At 64.2% G+C, this 14,868-nt stretch carries 11 protein-coding genes; 8 read left to right on the forward strand and 3 right to left on the reverse strand.

All coding sequences use genetic code 11. The features are described 5' to 3' along the window. Nucleotides 1-2 precede the first annotated feature (2 nt). The 8 genes from HU750_RS20570 to HU750_RS20605 all read left to right on the forward strand — a co-directional run bounded on the left by HU750_RS20570 (nt 3) and on the right by HU750_RS20605 (nt 9,267). On the forward strand, nt 3-263 hold the full coding sequence (locus HU750_RS20570; RefSeq protein WP_027596707.1) for a YeaC family protein: 261 nt from the start codon (nt 3-5) through the stop codon (nt 261-263). Next, nucleotides 260-1,090, forward strand: a complete 831-nt coding sequence (locus HU750_RS20575) for a DUF2797 domain-containing protein (RefSeq protein WP_085273671.1) — start codon at nt 260-262, stop codon at nt 1,088-1,090. Before HU750_RS20570 ends, HU750_RS20575 begins: the two co-directional genes overlap by 4 nt. 13 nt (nt 1,091-1,103) lie before the next feature. After that, nucleotides 1,104-3,761, forward strand: a complete 2,658-nt coding sequence (gene pepN, locus HU750_RS20580) for an aminopeptidase N (protein ID WP_186682050.1) — start codon at nt 1,104-1,106, stop codon at nt 3,759-3,761. A gap of 227 nt (nt 3,762-3,988) precedes the next feature. Beyond that, nucleotides 3,989-5,029, forward strand: coding sequence for a YCF48-related protein (locus HU750_RS20585; protein WP_186682052.1), 1,041 nt, complete (start codon nt 3,989-3,991; stop codon nt 5,027-5,029). Nucleotides 5,030-5,049: 20 nt separating this feature from the next. Next, nucleotides 5,050-7,425, forward strand: coding sequence for an efflux RND transporter permease subunit (locus tag HU750_RS20590; RefSeq protein WP_186682072.1), 2,376 nt, complete (start codon nt 5,050-5,052; stop codon nt 7,423-7,425). 139 nt (nt 7,426-7,564) lie between these two features. Next, complete coding sequence (locus tag HU750_RS20595; protein WP_186682054.1) at nt 7,565-7,855, forward strand: DUF5629 family protein; 291 nt, start codon at nt 7,565-7,567, stop codon at nt 7,853-7,855. Beyond that, on the forward strand, nt 7,821-8,951 hold the full coding sequence (locus HU750_RS20600; protein ID WP_186682056.1) for a lactonase family protein: 1,131 nt from the start codon (nt 7,821-7,823) through the stop codon (nt 8,949-8,951). Before HU750_RS20595 ends, HU750_RS20600 begins: the two co-directional genes overlap by 35 nt. A gap of 136 nt (nt 8,952-9,087) precedes the next feature. Next, on the forward strand, nt 9,088-9,267 hold the full coding sequence (locus HU750_RS20605) for a hypothetical protein (protein ID WP_186682058.1): 180 nt from the start codon (nt 9,088-9,090) through the stop codon (nt 9,265-9,267). Between the two features lie 33 nt (nt 9,268-9,300). Here HU750_RS20605 and HU750_RS20610 read toward each other — a convergent pair whose 3' ends face one another. The 3 genes from HU750_RS20610 to HU750_RS20620 are packed head-to-tail and all read right to left on the reverse strand — an operon-like array spanning nt 9,301 to nt 14,770. Continuing rightward, on the reverse strand, nt 9,301-9,894 hold the full coding sequence (locus HU750_RS20610) for a glutathione S-transferase N-terminal domain-containing protein (RefSeq protein ID WP_186682060.1): 594 nt from the start codon (nt 9,892-9,894) through the stop codon (nt 9,301-9,303). Further along, entirely contained in the window at nt 9,891-13,535 is a 3,645-nt protein-coding gene (locus tag HU750_RS20615; RefSeq protein WP_186682062.1) for an AAA family ATPase, read from the reverse strand. The genes HU750_RS20610 and HU750_RS20615 overlap by 4 nt, the downstream gene beginning before the upstream one ends. Next, nucleotides 13,532-14,770 carry an exonuclease SbcCD subunit D C-terminal domain-containing protein gene (locus HU750_RS20620; protein WP_186682064.1) on the reverse strand — a complete coding sequence of 413 codons (1,239 nt, stop codon included), beginning with the start codon at nt 14,768-14,770 and terminating at the stop codon, nt 13,532-13,534. The genes HU750_RS20615 and HU750_RS20620 overlap by 4 nt, the downstream gene beginning before the upstream one ends. Nucleotides 14,771-14,868 lie beyond the last annotated feature (98 nt).

Genomic DNA, 14,868 nt, shown 5'->3' on the forward strand with positions numbered 1-14,868 from the left:
CTATGTCCACTTTCGCGCAAATGATTGAAAACATTACTCCCGAGATCTACGAGAGCCTGAAAACGGCCGTGGAAATCGGCAAATGGTCTGATGGCCGCAAGCTCACTGCCGAGCAGAAAGAGCTGTCGCTGCAGGCGGTGATCGCCTGGGAAATGAAAAACCTCCCCGAAGACCAGCGTACCGGCTACATGGGGCCGCAAGAGTGCGCCTCGAAGTCTGCGCCGATCCCTAACATTCTGTTCAAGTCGGACTCGGTACATTGATCGAACTCGCTCGTGGCTCTTTGAGCAAGATGGCGGTGCGCCTTGAGGCACCGGTCGTGCAATACAGCTTTCGCCTGGGTGAAGAGCAGGTACCGGTCAACCCGTTGATCGGCCAGCGCTTGCGCCTCGAGTACCTCGGCGCCATTCACTGCAGCCATTGCGGCAAGCGCACCAAGACCAGCTTCAGCCAGGGTTACTGCTACCCGTGCATGACCAAGCTGGCCCAGTGCGACGTGTGCATCATGGCCCCGGAACGCTGCCACTATGACGCCGGCACCTGCCGCGAACCGTCCTGGGGCGAGCAGTTCTGCATGACCGACCACGTCGTCTACCTGGCCAACTCGTCAGGGGTCAAGGTCGGCATTACCCGCGCCACCCAGTTGCCCACCCGCTGGCTCGACCAGGGTGCCAGCCAGGCGCTGCCGATCATGCGCGTTGCCACCCGCCAGCAGTCGGGCCTGGTCGAAGACGTGCTGCGCAGCCAGGTACCGGATCGCACCAACTGGCGCGCTCTGCTCAAGGGTGACGCCGAAGCGCTGGACCTGGTGGCCATTCGTGAACAGATTTTCGATGCCTGTGCCGACGGCCTGCGCGAGCTGCAAGGGCGCTTCGGCTTGCAGGCGATTCAGCCGCTGCCGGATGCCGAAGTGGTGCAGATGCGTTACCCGGTCGAGGCCTACCCGACGAAGATCGTCAGCTTCAACCTGGACAAGAACCCGGTAGTGGAAGGCACGCTGTTGGGCATCAAGGGCCAGTACCTGATCTTCGACACCGGCGTGATCAACATTCGCAAGTACACGGCCTACCAATTGGCCGTGCTCCAGTAAAAAGGACCTGCACATGCGTACCGAACAACCGCAAGTGATCTACCTCAAGGACTACCAGGCGCCCGAGTACCTGATCGACGAGACGCACCTGACCTTCGAGCTGTTCGAGGACCACACCCTGGTCCATGCGCAACTGGTCATGCGCCGCAACCCGGCACGCGGTGCCGGTCTGCCGCCGTTGGTGCTCGACGGCCAGCAGCTTGAGCTGCTGCGCGCTTCCCTTGACGATACCGAGCTGCAGGCAAGCGATTACCAGCTCGAAGCCGATAGCCTGACCGTGCAGCCCAAGGCCGAGCGTTTCACCCTCGACACCAGCGTGAAGATCCACCCCGAGAGCAACACCGCGCTGGAAGGCCTGTACAAGTCCGGCAAGATGTTCTGCACCCAGTGCGAGGCCGAGGGCTTCCGCAAGATCACCTACTACCTCGACCGCCCGGACGTGATGAGCACCTTCACCACCACGGTGATCGCCGAGCAGCATCGCTACCCGGTGCTGTTGTCCAACGGTAACCCCATCGGCAGCGGGCCGGCAGAAGACGGCCGCCATTGGGCAACGTGGGAAGACCCGTTCATGAAACCGGCCTACCTGTTCGCCCTGGTGGCCGGTGACCTCTGGTGCGTCGAGGACAATTTCGTGCGCCAGTCGGGCCGCGATGTGACCCTGCGCATCTACGTCGAACCCGAGAACATCGACAAGTGTGACCACGCCATGGTCAGCCTGAAGAAGTCCATGCGCTGGGACGAAGAAGTCTATGGCCGCGAGTACGACCTGGACATCTTCATGATCGTCGCGGTCAACGACTTCAACATGGGCGCCATGGAAAACAAGGGCCTGAACATCTTCAACTCCAGCTGCGTGCTGGCCCGGGCCGAAACCGCCACCGACGCCGCCCACCAGCGTGTCGAAGGCGTGGTCGCCCACGAATACTTCCACAACTGGTCGGGCAACCGCGTCACCTGCCGCGACTGGTTCCAGCTGTCGCTCAAGGAAGGCTTCACGGTGTTCCGCGACGCCGAGTTCAGCGCCGACATGAACTCACGCACGGTCAAGCGCATCGAGGACGTCGCCTACCTGCGGACCCACCAGTTCGCCGAAGATGCCGGCCCCATGGCCCACCCGGTGCGCCCGGACAGCTTCATCGAAATCTCCAACTTCTACACCCTGACTGTGTACGAAAAGGGGGCCGAGGTTGTACGTATGGTCCGCACCCTGCTGGGGGCGGAGGGCTTCCGCAAAGGCAGCGACCTGTACTTCGAACGCCACGATGGCCAGGCGGTGACCACCGACGACTTCATCAAGGCCATGGAAGATGCCAACGGCGTCGACCTGACCCAGTTCAAACGCTGGTACAACCAGGCGGGCACGCCGCGCCTGGAGGTCAGCGAAGCGTATGATGCAGGCGCCCAGACTTACAGCCTGACCTTCCGCCAGAGCTGCCCGCAGACCCCCGACAAGGCCGAGAAGCTGCCGTTCGTGATCCCGGTCGAGCTGGGCCTGCTGGATGCCGAAGGCAACGACCTGCCGCTGCGCCTGGCGGGTGAAGCCGCGGCTGGCGGCACCAGCCGCGTGCTGTCGGTGACCGAGGCGGAGCAAACCTTCACCTTCGAAGGCCTCACGGCCAAGCCGCTGCCCTCGCTGCTGCGAGGCTTCAGCGCGCCGGTGAAGTTGAGCTTCCCGTACGACCGCGACCAGCTGATGTTCCTCATGCAGCACGACAGCGATGGTTTCAACCGCTGGGAAGCGGGCCAACAGCTGTCGGTGCAGGTGCTGCAGGAGCTGATCGGCCAGCATCAACGTGGCGAAGCGTTGAAGCTCGACCCGCGCCTGATCACCGCCCTCGGTACCGTGCTGGGCAACGAATCGCTGGACGCCGCCATGGTCGCCGAGATGCTCTCGCTGCCAGGCGAGGCCTACCTCACCGAAATCAGCCAGGTAGCTGACGTCGATGCCATTCACGCCGCCCGCGAGTTCGCCCGCCAGCAGATCGCCGAGCAGCTGTTCGATGGCCTGTGGGCCCGCTACCAGGCGCACCGCGAGGTCTCGCGCAGCACGGCCTACGTCGCTGCGGCCGAGCACTTTGCCCGCCGCAGCCTGCAGAACATCGCCCTGTCGTACCTGATGCTCAGCGGCAAGCCGCAGGTGCTTGAGGCGACCCTGGAGCAGTTCGACCAGTGCGACAACATGACCGAGCGCCTGACCGCCCTGGCGGTGCTGGTCAACTCGCCGTTCGAAGCCGAGCGGGCCAAGGCGCTGGAAACCTTCGCCGAGCACTTCAAGGACAACCCGTTGGTCATGGACCAGTGGTTCAGCGTGCAGGCCGCCAGTTCGCTGCCAGGCGGGCTGGCGCGGGTCAAGGCGCTGATGCAGCACCCGGCGTTCACCCTGAAAAACCCGAACAAGGTGCGGGCGTTGGTGGGGGCGTTTGCCGGGCAGAACCTGGTCAACTTCCATGCGGCCGATGGTTCGGGTTATCGCTTCTTGGCGGACCTGGTGATCGAGCTGAATGCGCTGAACCCGCAGATTGCCTCGCGCCAATTGGCACCGCTGACCCGCTGGCGCAAGTACGACGACGCGCGTCAGGCGTTGATGAAGGGTGAGCTGGAGCGGATTCTGGCTTCTGGGGCGCTGTCCAGTGATGTGTATGAGGTGGTGAGCAAGAGCTTGGCGTGAGTTCTCGATAGCCTGAACGGGCCCTTTCGCGGGACAAGCCCGCTCCCACAGGTACTGTGCACTACCTGTGGGAGCGGGCTTGTCCCGCGAAGCTTTTGGGCGGTTAACAAAACATAACGTCCCGTTCGTTGTAATTCTTCAGTCATCCCCGATACGATCCCCACAAGCCTCTAACACAGGCTTTTCAACGCACAGACCCACCAAGAAGAACACAATAGGGGATGGTCATGAGGGAGCGTGTGATGACGCAGGCCAGGCGTGGTGCCTGGCCGTTGGCGGCTGGCGCGGTGCTGGCGCTGGCACTTGGGATGTGGGCGGACACCGCGCAAGCGGCACCTGCCGACGAATACTCGACCGAATCGGCCAAGGCCAGCCAAAGCCTGCTGATCGACGCCGCCCAGGCCGGCAAGCGTCTGGTCGTGGTCGGTGATCGCGGTCATATCCTGTTCTCCGACGACCAGGGCAAGACCTGGACCCAGGCCCGGGTACCCACCCGGCAACTGCTCACCGCTGTGTTCTTCTTCGACGACAAGCACGGCTGGGCTGTCGGCCATGATGCGCAGATCCTCGCCAGTACCGATGGCGGCGCGACCTGGAGCAAGCAATTCGAAGACCTGTCCCGCGAAGCCCCGCTGCTCGACGTCACCTTCCTCGACGCCCAGCACGGTTTTGCCGTGGGTGCCTATGGCGCACTGCTGGAAACCACCGACGGCGGCCAGCACTGGCAGGACGTTGCCGAACGCCTGGACAACGCCGACCAACTGCACCTTAACGGCATCGCCGTAATCAAGGACGCCGGCCTGTTCATCGTCGGCGAGCAGGGCAGCATGTTCCGTTCAGGCGACAACGGCCAGACCTGGGCCAAGGTCGACGGCCCGTACGAGGGCTCGCTGTTCGGCGTGATCGGCACCGCCCAGCCACAGACGCTGTTGGCCTACGGCCTGCGTGGCAACCTGTTCCGTTCTTCCGACTTCGGCGACAGCTGGCAGCCGATCGAACTCAAAGCCGCGCGCGGCACGCTCGAATTCGGCCTGGCAAGCGCTACGCTTGTCGAGGATGGCAGCGTGGTGCTGGTCGGTAACGGCGGCAGCGTGTTGCGCAGCCATGACGACGGGCAAACCTTCAGCGTCTACAACCGTGCCGACCGCATCGCCCTGGCCGGCGTCACCGGCCTGACAACCGGCGGCTTGCTGCTGGTGGGGCAGGGTGGCGTGCACCTGGCCACCGCCGAAGGCGCCGACCAGGCTGCCAAGGAGGCGCGTCCATGACCAGCAGGGAGAGCATCACCATGCACCCGCATCACCAGGACAAAGCCACGCTGCTCGAACGCCTGATCTTCAACAACCGCCCTGTGGTCATCGCCCTGTGCGTGCTGGTCAGCATTTTCCTGTTCTGGCAGGCCACGCAGATCCGCCCCTCGACCAGTTTCGAGAAGATGATCCCGCTCGAGCACCCGTTCATCGAACAGATGATGAAGCACCGCAACGACCTGGCCAACCTCGGCAACACCGTGCGTATTTCGGTCGAGTCGGTCAACGGTGACATCTTCGACAAGGACTACATGGAGACCCTGCGCCAGATCCATGACGAGGTGTTCTACATCCCCGGCGTCGACCGCGCCGGGCTGAAGTCGCTGTGGAGCCCCAGTGTGCGCTGGACCGAGGTGACCGAAGAGGGCTTCTCCGGTGGCGAGGTGATCCCCAATACCTACAACGGCTCCCCCGAAAGCCTCGATGCCTTGCGCGACAACGTGCTCAAGTCCGGCCAGGTCGGGCGCCTGGTGGGCAACAACTTCAAGTCCAGCATCGTCGATGTGCCGCTGCTGGAGAGCTACCCCGACCCGCAGGACCAAGGCAAGCAGGTCAAGCTCGACTACCAGCAGTTCTCGCACCTGCTCGAAGAGAAGATCCGCGACAAGTTCCAGGCGCAGAACCCCAACGTGAAGGTCCATATCGTCGGCTTCGCCAAGAAGGTCGGCGACCTGATCGACGGCCTGGTGATGGTGGCGATGTTCTTTGGCGTGGCCCTGGGCATCACCTGGGTGCTGCTGTACTGGTTTACCTGGTGCATCCGCAGCACCATCGCTGTGCTCATCACCACCCTGGTGGCGGTGGTCTGGCAGCTGGGCTTGATGCATGCGGTGGGCTTCGGCCTCGACCCGTATTCGATGCTGGTACCCTTCCTGATCTTCGCCATCGGCATTTCCCACGGGGTGCAGAAGATCAACGGCATCGCCTTGCAGTCGAGTGGCGCCGACAACGCACTGACCGCTGCCCGGCGCACGTTCCGCCAGCTGTTCCTGCCGGGGATGATCGCCATCCTTGCTGATGCGGTGGGCTTCATCACCCTGCTGATCATCGACATCGGGGTCATTCGCGAGCTGGCCATCGGCGCCTCGATCGGCGTCGCGGTGATCGTCTTTACCAACCTGATCCTGCTGCCGGTGGCGATTTCCTATGTCGGCATCAGCAAGAAGGCGGTCGAGCGCAGCAAGAAGGACGCGACCCGCGAGCACCCGTTCTGGCGCCTGCTGTCCAACTTCGCCAGTGCCAAGGTGGCGCCGGTGTCTGTTGCCGTGGCCTTGGTGATGTTCGCCGGTGGCCTCTGGTACAGCCAGAACCTGAAAATCGGCGACCTCGACCAGGGCGCGCCGGAGCTGCGCCCGGACTCGCGCTACAACCAGGACAACAATTTCATCATCAGCAACTATTCGACCAGCTCGGACGTGCTGGTGATCATGGTCAAGACGCCGTCGGAAAGCTGCTCGATCCACTCCACCATGGCGCCGATAGACGAGCTGATGTGGACCATGGAGAACACCCCGGGCGTGCAGTCGGCGATCTCGCTGGTGACCGTGTCCAAGCAGGTGATCAAGGGCATGAACGAGGGCAGCCTGAAATGGGAGACCCTGTCGCGCAACCCGGACATCCTCAACAACTCCATCGCCCGCGCCGACGGCCTGTACAACGCCGACTGCTCGCTGGCGCCTGTGTTGGTGTTCCTCAACGACCACAAGGCCGAAACCCTGGAGCGCGTCACCGCAGCCGCCAAGGCCTTTGCCGACAGCCACAACAAAGAGGGCCTGGAGTTCCTGCTGGCAGCCGGTAACGCCGGGATCGAGGCGGCCACCAACGAGGTGATCAAGTCGGCCGAACTGACCATTCTGGTGCTGGTGTACATCTGCGTCGCGGTGATGTGCCTGATCACCTTCCGCTCGTTCGCCGCAACCCTGTGTATCGTCCTGCCGCTGGTGCTGACCTCGGTGCTGGGCAATGCGCTGATGGCCTACATGGGCATTGGCGTGAAGGTCGCGACGTTGCCGGTGGTGGCCTTGGGTGTGGGCATCGGCGTGGACTATGGCATCTACATCTACAGCCGCCTGGAAAGCTTCCTGCGTGCAGGCCTGCCGTTGCAGGAGGCCTATTACGAAACCCTGCGCTCGACGGGCAAGGCGGTGCTGTTCACCGGGTTGTGCCTGGCCATTGGTGTGTGCACCTGGATCTTCTCGGCGATCAAGTTCCAGGCCGACATGGGCTTGATGCTGACCTTCATGCTGCTGTGGAACATGTTCGGTGCGCTGTGGCTGCTGCCGGCGCTGGCGCGGTTCCTGATCAAGCCTGAGAAGATGGTGGGCAAGGAGGGCGGGTCCATTTTTGCCCATTAAGTGAGGGGGCTGTAGAGGGCCTGTGGGAGCGGGTTCACCCGCGAATACGGTGGTGCATTCGCCGACGCATTCGCGGGTAAACCCGCTCCTACAGGTGCCATGTCGCTATACTGTCGCTCTTTTCCCAATTGGTACCCTCATGTCCCCCCTCGCCACCGCCCTCCAAACCTGCGACATGCTGCTGATCGACGGCCTGCACGCTTTCAACTTCACGTCCAACGAAACCGGCCTGACCGTCGAATGCATGGATGGCCGCCAGCTGCGTCGCTGGAACTTCACCCCCGAGCAGATCGCCGCCGCCACCGCCACGGGTGACGAGTGGACGCTCAACGGTGCCCAGGGCGAGCATCGTCTAGTCTGTATGAGTGCCTTTCGCGCCCCGGATGAAGACCACGATGAACCGGATCTGGACGAGCCTGCTGACCGCTAGCCTGATGAGCCTGACAATCAACGCCCACGCCGCCACGCTGCTGGTGGGCAGCTACACCGATGGCCAGAGCCAAGGCATCTACCGCTACCTGTTCGACAGCAAGACAGGCCAGATCACGCCGACCCCGCAACAGGTGGTCAAGAGCGAGAACCCTTCCTGGCTGGTGCTCTCGGCCGACCAACGGCAACTGTTTGCAGTCAACGAAACCGCGCAAGGCCACGTCAGCAGTTTCAGCGTGAGCCGCAAAGGCGAGATCAAACCGCTCAACCAGGTGGCCACCCGAGGCGACGAGCCGACCCACGCCAGCCTCAGTCGCGACCAGCGCTTCCTGTTCGTTGCCAACTACGCCGTCAAGCCAGACCCCGGCGGCAGCTTGGTGGTGATCCCGGTGGCCAAGGACGGCAAGCTCAAGGACGTGGTGCAGCAAGCCCGCCATAAACCAAGCGGTGTAAACCCCGAACGCCAGGCCGGCGCCCATGTGCATTCGCTGGTGCTGTCGCCGGACGGCCAGCACCTGTATGCCTGCGACCTGGGCGCCGACAAGGTGTTCATCTACCGTTACGACGGTGCCAGCACAGACCACCCACTGACGCCAGCGATTCCGGCGTCGGTGGCCCTGCCGCCGGGCAGCGGCCCGCGTCACCTGCTGTTCGACGCCAAGGGGCGACACGCCTACCTGACCTTGGAAATGAGCGCTGAGGTGGTGGTGTTCGATGTGCAGAACGGCAGCCTGGTCGAGCGCCAGCGTCTACCCCTGACGGACCACCAGGACGCTGCGGCCAAGGCCGCTGGCGGCCTGCACCTGGCGGCGGATGGGCGCTTCTTGTACGTGAGCAATCGCGGCACGGCCAACGAGATCGTGGCCTTCAGCGTGGGCAAGGACGATGGCCAGTTGGCGTTCTTGCAACGCCGTTCGGTGGAGGGCGATCACCCTCGTGAATTTGCCCTCGACCCTAGCGACAACTTCCTGTTGGTGGCCAACCAGAAGAGTGACCAGATCGTGGTCATGCGCCGTGACCCGCGTAGCGGCAAGCTCGGTGAGACAGTACAGACGCTGCCGCAGGCTGCGCCGTCGGACCTGAAGTTCATCGAGTGACCGTTTCGAGCGACTATCGATCAGCGTGATAATGGTTACTGTCGCAATGAATTTCTACGCGTGAGCTTGGCGGCGTAAGTTTGACCCAAGGCCCAAACGGGCCAACGTCAAACCACCGCCGTCGAGGTCAGCCCACATGAACTTCAATCTCTTCCCGGTCATCGCCGCATCCACCATTTCCGCTTCGGTCGTGTTGCCGACGCATGCCCATGCCGACACCCGCAGCAAGGCGTCCTCTACCCACAGCTATACCGAGCAGTACTTGCGTCAGAGCGCGAATTTTTATGCGGCGTTGGGTGGCAAGCACAGCCACTGATTCGCCCGCACAGGTTTCGCGCCAAGTCTGAAGCTATCGCGCCATCACTGCCTTGAATAGATCCGACCCCAGCCAGCCCTCCAGCCAGCTCCGCACACGCGGATAAGCCGCCTCGGCGAACCACTGCGGTTCGACCCCGGCAAACTGGCGCATCAGGGGCAGCAAGGCGGCATCGGCAAGGCTCGGGTGATCGGCCAGCAGGTAAGCACGCCCTTCGAGCAAACCCTCGAGCTCCGCCAGCCAGGCTTCGGCCTGCTGGCGGTAGTGCTCGCGGGTATGTTCGGGGTAGCGCTCGGCGTACTTGTACAGGTTCACCAGCGCCTTGAACGTGCTGTCGTTTCGGGCGATCAGCGCCTCGGCCTGTTGCGCCGCCGCAGGGTCGGCCAGTAGCTGCCAGTCTTGCGGGTCGTTGTGTTGCAGTGCCCAGCGCATGATGTCCAGGCTTTCTTCCAGCACACCCGCCCCGGTGTCCAGCACCGGCACCGTGCCCTTGGGCGACAAGGCCAGCAGCGCGGCGGGCTTGTGCTTCATCGCCACTTCTTCGATCTGCACCTCGCACCCGGCGTAGCGCAAGGCCAGGCGCGCGCGCATGGCCCAAGGGCAGCGGCGGAACGAGTAGAGGATCACCCGCACACCTCGACGTCACTCAGGCCGTTGCCCTGGCGGCGTACCTGGATCTGCACCGGGATCCGCTCATGCATCTCTTGCACGTGGGAGATCACCGCCACCTTGCGGCCTTGCGCCTGCAGGCCGTCGAGGGCATCCATAGCCAGTTGCAGTGACTCAGGGTCGAGGCTGCCGAAGCCTTCGTCGATGAACAGCGATTCGATGCGCAAGGTGCTCGACGCCATCGACGCCAGCCCAAGGGCCAGGGCCAGCGAGACCAAGAAGGTTTCACCGCCCGACAGCGAATGCACCGAGCGCAGCTCGTCGCCCATTTCGGTGTCCAGCACCAGCAGGCCGAGGGCGCTGCCGCCACGTTTCAGGCGGTAACGACGCGCCAGCTGGCGCAATTGGCTGTTGGCATGGTGCAGCAGCAGGTCGAGGTTGTAACCCTGGGCGATCTTGCGGAACACATCGCCAGAGGCCGAGCCGATCAGCGCATTGAGCCGCGCCCAGCGCTGCCACTGCTGATGGGCGTGCTCGATTTCCGTGGCCAGGGCCTGGTACGCCTGTTGACGGCGTTGGTCTTCGGCTTGGGCGGCGCGCAGCTCGGCGCACTGCTGTTCATGGTTGGCCAGCACTTCGCGTAGCTCAAGCAGCGACTGCTCCAGGTCTTCGGCCGTGGCTTCGACACTGGCTTGCGCGGCATGTTGCTGCAGCCGCTGTTCACGCTCCTGCAACAGCACGCGGCCTTGTTCGATAGCCTTTTCCGCCGCCTGCAGGTGCTGGCGCAGTTCGGCCATTTGCGCGTCGTCCATGGCCAGCAAGCGGTCCAGGCCACTGTCGTCCAGCTCGGGGTGTTCAGCGCGCCATTGGGCGATTTCCCCCTGCAACTGCTGGTGCTCCTGTTCGAGCGCCTGTTGGCGGGCGATGTTGGCCTTGAGTTCGCCGGCCAGTTGCAGGGCTTGGGTGCGGGCGTGTTGCAGGCGCTCGGCCGTTTCGGCCTCGCTTGTGCGGGCCTGCTCCACCTGCTGTTCCAGATGGCGCTGCCAGTCTTCGGCACGCGGGTGGTCACCCAGCAACTCGGCCAATGCGGCGCGGGCTTTTTCCATCTGCTCGGCCAGCCCGTTGATCTGCTGCTGCAGGTCTTGCTGGCGCTGCACGCGGGTGTGTTGCTGATCGTGCAGGCGCTCCAGCTGTTGCTGGCGTTGCTGTTGTTCCTGCAGTTCGTCCTTTTGCTGGTCCAGCTGTTGCTGGCGCTGGGCGATCTGCTGGTCAAGGCTGAGGAAGGCATGCGCTGGCTCATCGTGCAGTGCCTGCAACACAGGCGCTGGCAGCAAGGTGGCGAAATCAGCCAGGGCCTGTTCGAGGCGTTCCTGGTCGGCGGCCAGGGCTTGATGCTGTTGGTCCAGGCGGCGTTGGGCCTGCTGTTGGGCTTCGCTGGCAGCCTGCAACTGCTGGTTCAGGCGGGCGGCATCGCGTTGCAGGGTCAGCAGGGTGGACTGGCGTTTTTCGTCGCGGGCGATCTCTTGGTCGAGGCGCTGCAACTGGCTGTCCAGCCAACCACTGCGGGCCTTGCCTTCATGGGCGCTGAGGGCGGGCCACAAGGCATGGGCGGCGAGTTGGCCGGCCAATGGCTGCAATTGCTCGTTCAGTTGTGCCTGTTGGTGCTGGTATTCCTTGATCTGGCCGTTGACCACACCCACCTGGGTGCGCAGTTCGATCAGGCGGGTGTTGAATTGCTCAACCTGGGCCAGGGCCGTGGCTTCTTCGGCCTGGTCATGCCGGCCAAGGCTCTGCAGCAGCGCTTCAGGCTGGTGGAAGGGGTGTTCGGCGCTGCCGCAAACCGGGCACGGTTCGCCATCGTGCAACTGCGCACGCAGTTCTTCGACGCTGGTGTTGCGTGCCAGGCGCTGGCGTTCCAGCAGTTGCCGGGTCAGTGCCAGCGCCTGCTCGGCGGCTTCCAGCTCGGCCTTGGCGGCAGTGCCTTCGCCAATCAGTTGCTGGCGTTGCTGCATGGCCTGTTGCTGGCGTTCGCGCAGCGACTGAATACCCTGTTGCAGCTCCTGCTCGCGGGCGTGCAGGCGCGACAGTTCTTCCACGGCGCGTTGTTGCTTGCGGTTTTCTTGCAGCATGCCACCCAGCAGGTCGAGCTGCTCGGCCAGGGCCTGAGGCTCTGCTGCGGCTTCGCGGAACAACACGTCGAGGGCGTCGCGCTGTTCCTGCAGTTGCGCATTGGCCTGGCTGGCTTGGGCCTGCAGGCCTGGCAGCTCTTCACGGCCCTGGTTCAGGCGGTTGCCGATTTGCAGCAACTGTTGCAGCTGCGGGCGATAGGCCTGCCAGGCGTTGGTCAGGGCGGCCAGGGGCGCACTGTCAGCCAGGGCTGCTTCAATGTGAGCCAGTTGCTGCTGGCCGCGCTGCTGGTGCTCGGCCAGCTGCTGCAATTGTTGCTGCAGCTCGGCCGCGGCCAGGTCGGCCTGCTGGCCGGTTTCGCGCGCCTTGACCAGTTCCTGTTCCAGGCGGGTGAGGGTGTCTTGCTCGGCGAACGCCTGGCGCAAGCGTGGGGCGTTTTCGCCTTGGCTGGCCTGTGCCTGGCTCAGCGCCTGGCGGGCTGATTCGAGGGCCAGCTCCAGTTCGCCGGTGCGGTTGTGCAGGTCGCTTTGCTGGCGCTGTTGTGCGTCGAGCTCACTGGCCAGTGGCGTGAGTTGCGCGGCCAAGGCCTGCTGCCGGTGGAACTGGTGGCGCTGTGGCGCCAGGCGCTCCAGGCGTTGCAGGTCCAGGCGCTGTTCGGCCAGCTGCTGCCAGGCCTGTTCGGCGGCCTGCAGGGTTGCATGGGCTTCGGCCTGCTGTACCTGCAGCAGGCGCTGCTCATTGAGCCAGCCACGCTGTTGCTCCAACTGGCGCTCACGCGCCTGGTCGGCCTTGAATTGCTGCTGCGCCTGCTCCAGGCGTTGGTCGAGCTCGGCGCGGGCTTCGGCCAGCAGCGGCAGCAGGTGGCTGGCACGGTCTTTCAGGGCGTTGTGCGTTTCACCGGCCTCGCGGGCCTTGCTGAAGGCGCGTTGGCCAAGGCGGGTGTAGATCGCCGTGTTGGTGAGCTTTTCCAGCAGCTCGCTGCGTTCCTTGTCGTCGGCCTTGAGGAACGCACCGAACTCGCTCTGGGCCAGCATCACTGCGCGGGTGAACTGCTCGAAGTTCAGGCCCAGGCGTGCTTCGACCAGTTGCTTGTATTCGTTCTTGCCGCTGGCAAGCACCTGCTCGCTGTCCAGGTCATAGAAGCTCTGGCGGCTGTGTTGCAGCTTGCCATTGGCCTTGTCGCGGGCGCGGTTGGCTTCCCAGCGGGCACGGTAGCGACGGCCATCGATGCCGACGAAGTCGACTTCGGCAAAGCCGCTGCCCGTGCCGCGGCGCACCAGGTTGCGCGGGTCCGAGGTCGGGATCTCGCCGTCGGCGTCCGGTACCTTGGCTTCGCGGCCGATGTCGTTGAGCCGCGGCACGGTGCCGAACAGCGCCAGGCACAGGGCATCGAGCAGCGTGCTCTTGCCGGCGCCGGTTGGCCCGGTGATGGCGAACAGGCCGGCGCTGGCCAGGGGCTCGGCGGTGAAGTCGATGTCGATTGGGCCGGCCAGGGATGCCAGGTTCTTCAGGCGGATGGCGAGAATCTTCATGGCTGTTCCTCTTCCAGCTGGACGTCCTGCAAGAGCAGGGCGAAATCGGCCAGGGCCTGCTCATCGGCGGGGTTGCCGTAGGCCTGTTCCCAGGCGCGGCTGAACAGGTCCTGCGGGGTCATCTGGGACAGTTCGACGAAGGCCTGGTCGTCGTCCTCGGCACTCGTGCGCCCGGCGTATTCGGCGCTGATGCGGATCAGCCGCACGGCCTTGCCTTGCAGCGCCCCCTCCACTTGCTGACGCAGGTCGGGTTGCGGTTCGTCCAGCACCACGCGCACTTCGAGCCAGGGCTGACGATTGGGGTCTTCGAGCAAGTCGATCACCGGCAGCTCAGCCAGCTGTACCAGCAACTCGCCGAGCGGCGCCGGGCCAATGCGTTGCAGGGCCACGGCGCGGGGCACCAGGCGCGGCTCGACGCTGACCAGCTCGGCGCCGTCCAGCTCCACCTCCAGCACCTGGTGCGGGTAGTTGATTTCGGCAAACGACAGCGGGATCGGCGAGCCGCTGTAGCGAATGCGCGCTTCGCGATTGACCTTCTGCGGCTTGTGCAGGTGGCCCAGGGCGACATAGCTGATGGCCTTGTCGAACAGCTTGGCCGGCAGGGCTTCGGCATTGCCGATGATCAGGCTGCGCTCAGAGTCCTCGGACACCGCACCCCCGGCCATGTGGGCATGGCTGATGGCGACCAGCGCCTGGTCCTTCTTGCGCTTTTGCTGGGCAGCGGCAATCAGTTGCTGGTGCACCTGGGTGATGCCTTGCAGGTAATCGTCACCCAACTGCGGGCCGGTCACTTCTGCCGGGCGCAGGAAGGGCAGGGCCAGGCACCAGGCGCTGACCTTGCCGCGGGCGTTGGTCAGCGGGATCAGCAGGCGCTCGGCATCCAGCTGGCCTTCATCGAGCCAGTGCACACGGCCCAAGGCGTGGGTGCGCAGGCGGCGCATGAGCGCGGCGGGCAGTTCGATGCGTGAGCCGGAGTCGTGGTTGCCGGCGATCATCACGATGTCCAGCTTGGGCTGTTGCTCATGGGCTTGGACGATGAAGTCGTAGAGGCGCTCCTGGGCTTTGACCGGTGGGTTGACCGTGTCGAAGATGTCGCCAGCGATCAGCAGCGCATCCGGCTGGCGCAGGTGCAGCTGGCCGAGCAGCCAGTCGAGGAAGCAGGCGTGTTCGAAGTCGCGTTCCTGGCCGTGCAGGCTTTGGCCCAGGTGCCAGTCGGAGGTATGAAACAGACGCATGGATGACCTGTTGGTGTCGAGTCGAGCAAGCGGGGGCTTGGCTTGGATGATGGGCGTTGCGCAGGGGGGTATGGTAACTCAATGGTGGGGGTAGGGGG

It is taken from the genome of Pseudomonas sp. SWRI50 (assembly GCF_014269095.1).
GTDB lineage: Bacteria > Pseudomonadota > Gammaproteobacteria > Pseudomonadales > Pseudomonadaceae > Aquipseudomonas > Aquipseudomonas kermanshahensis.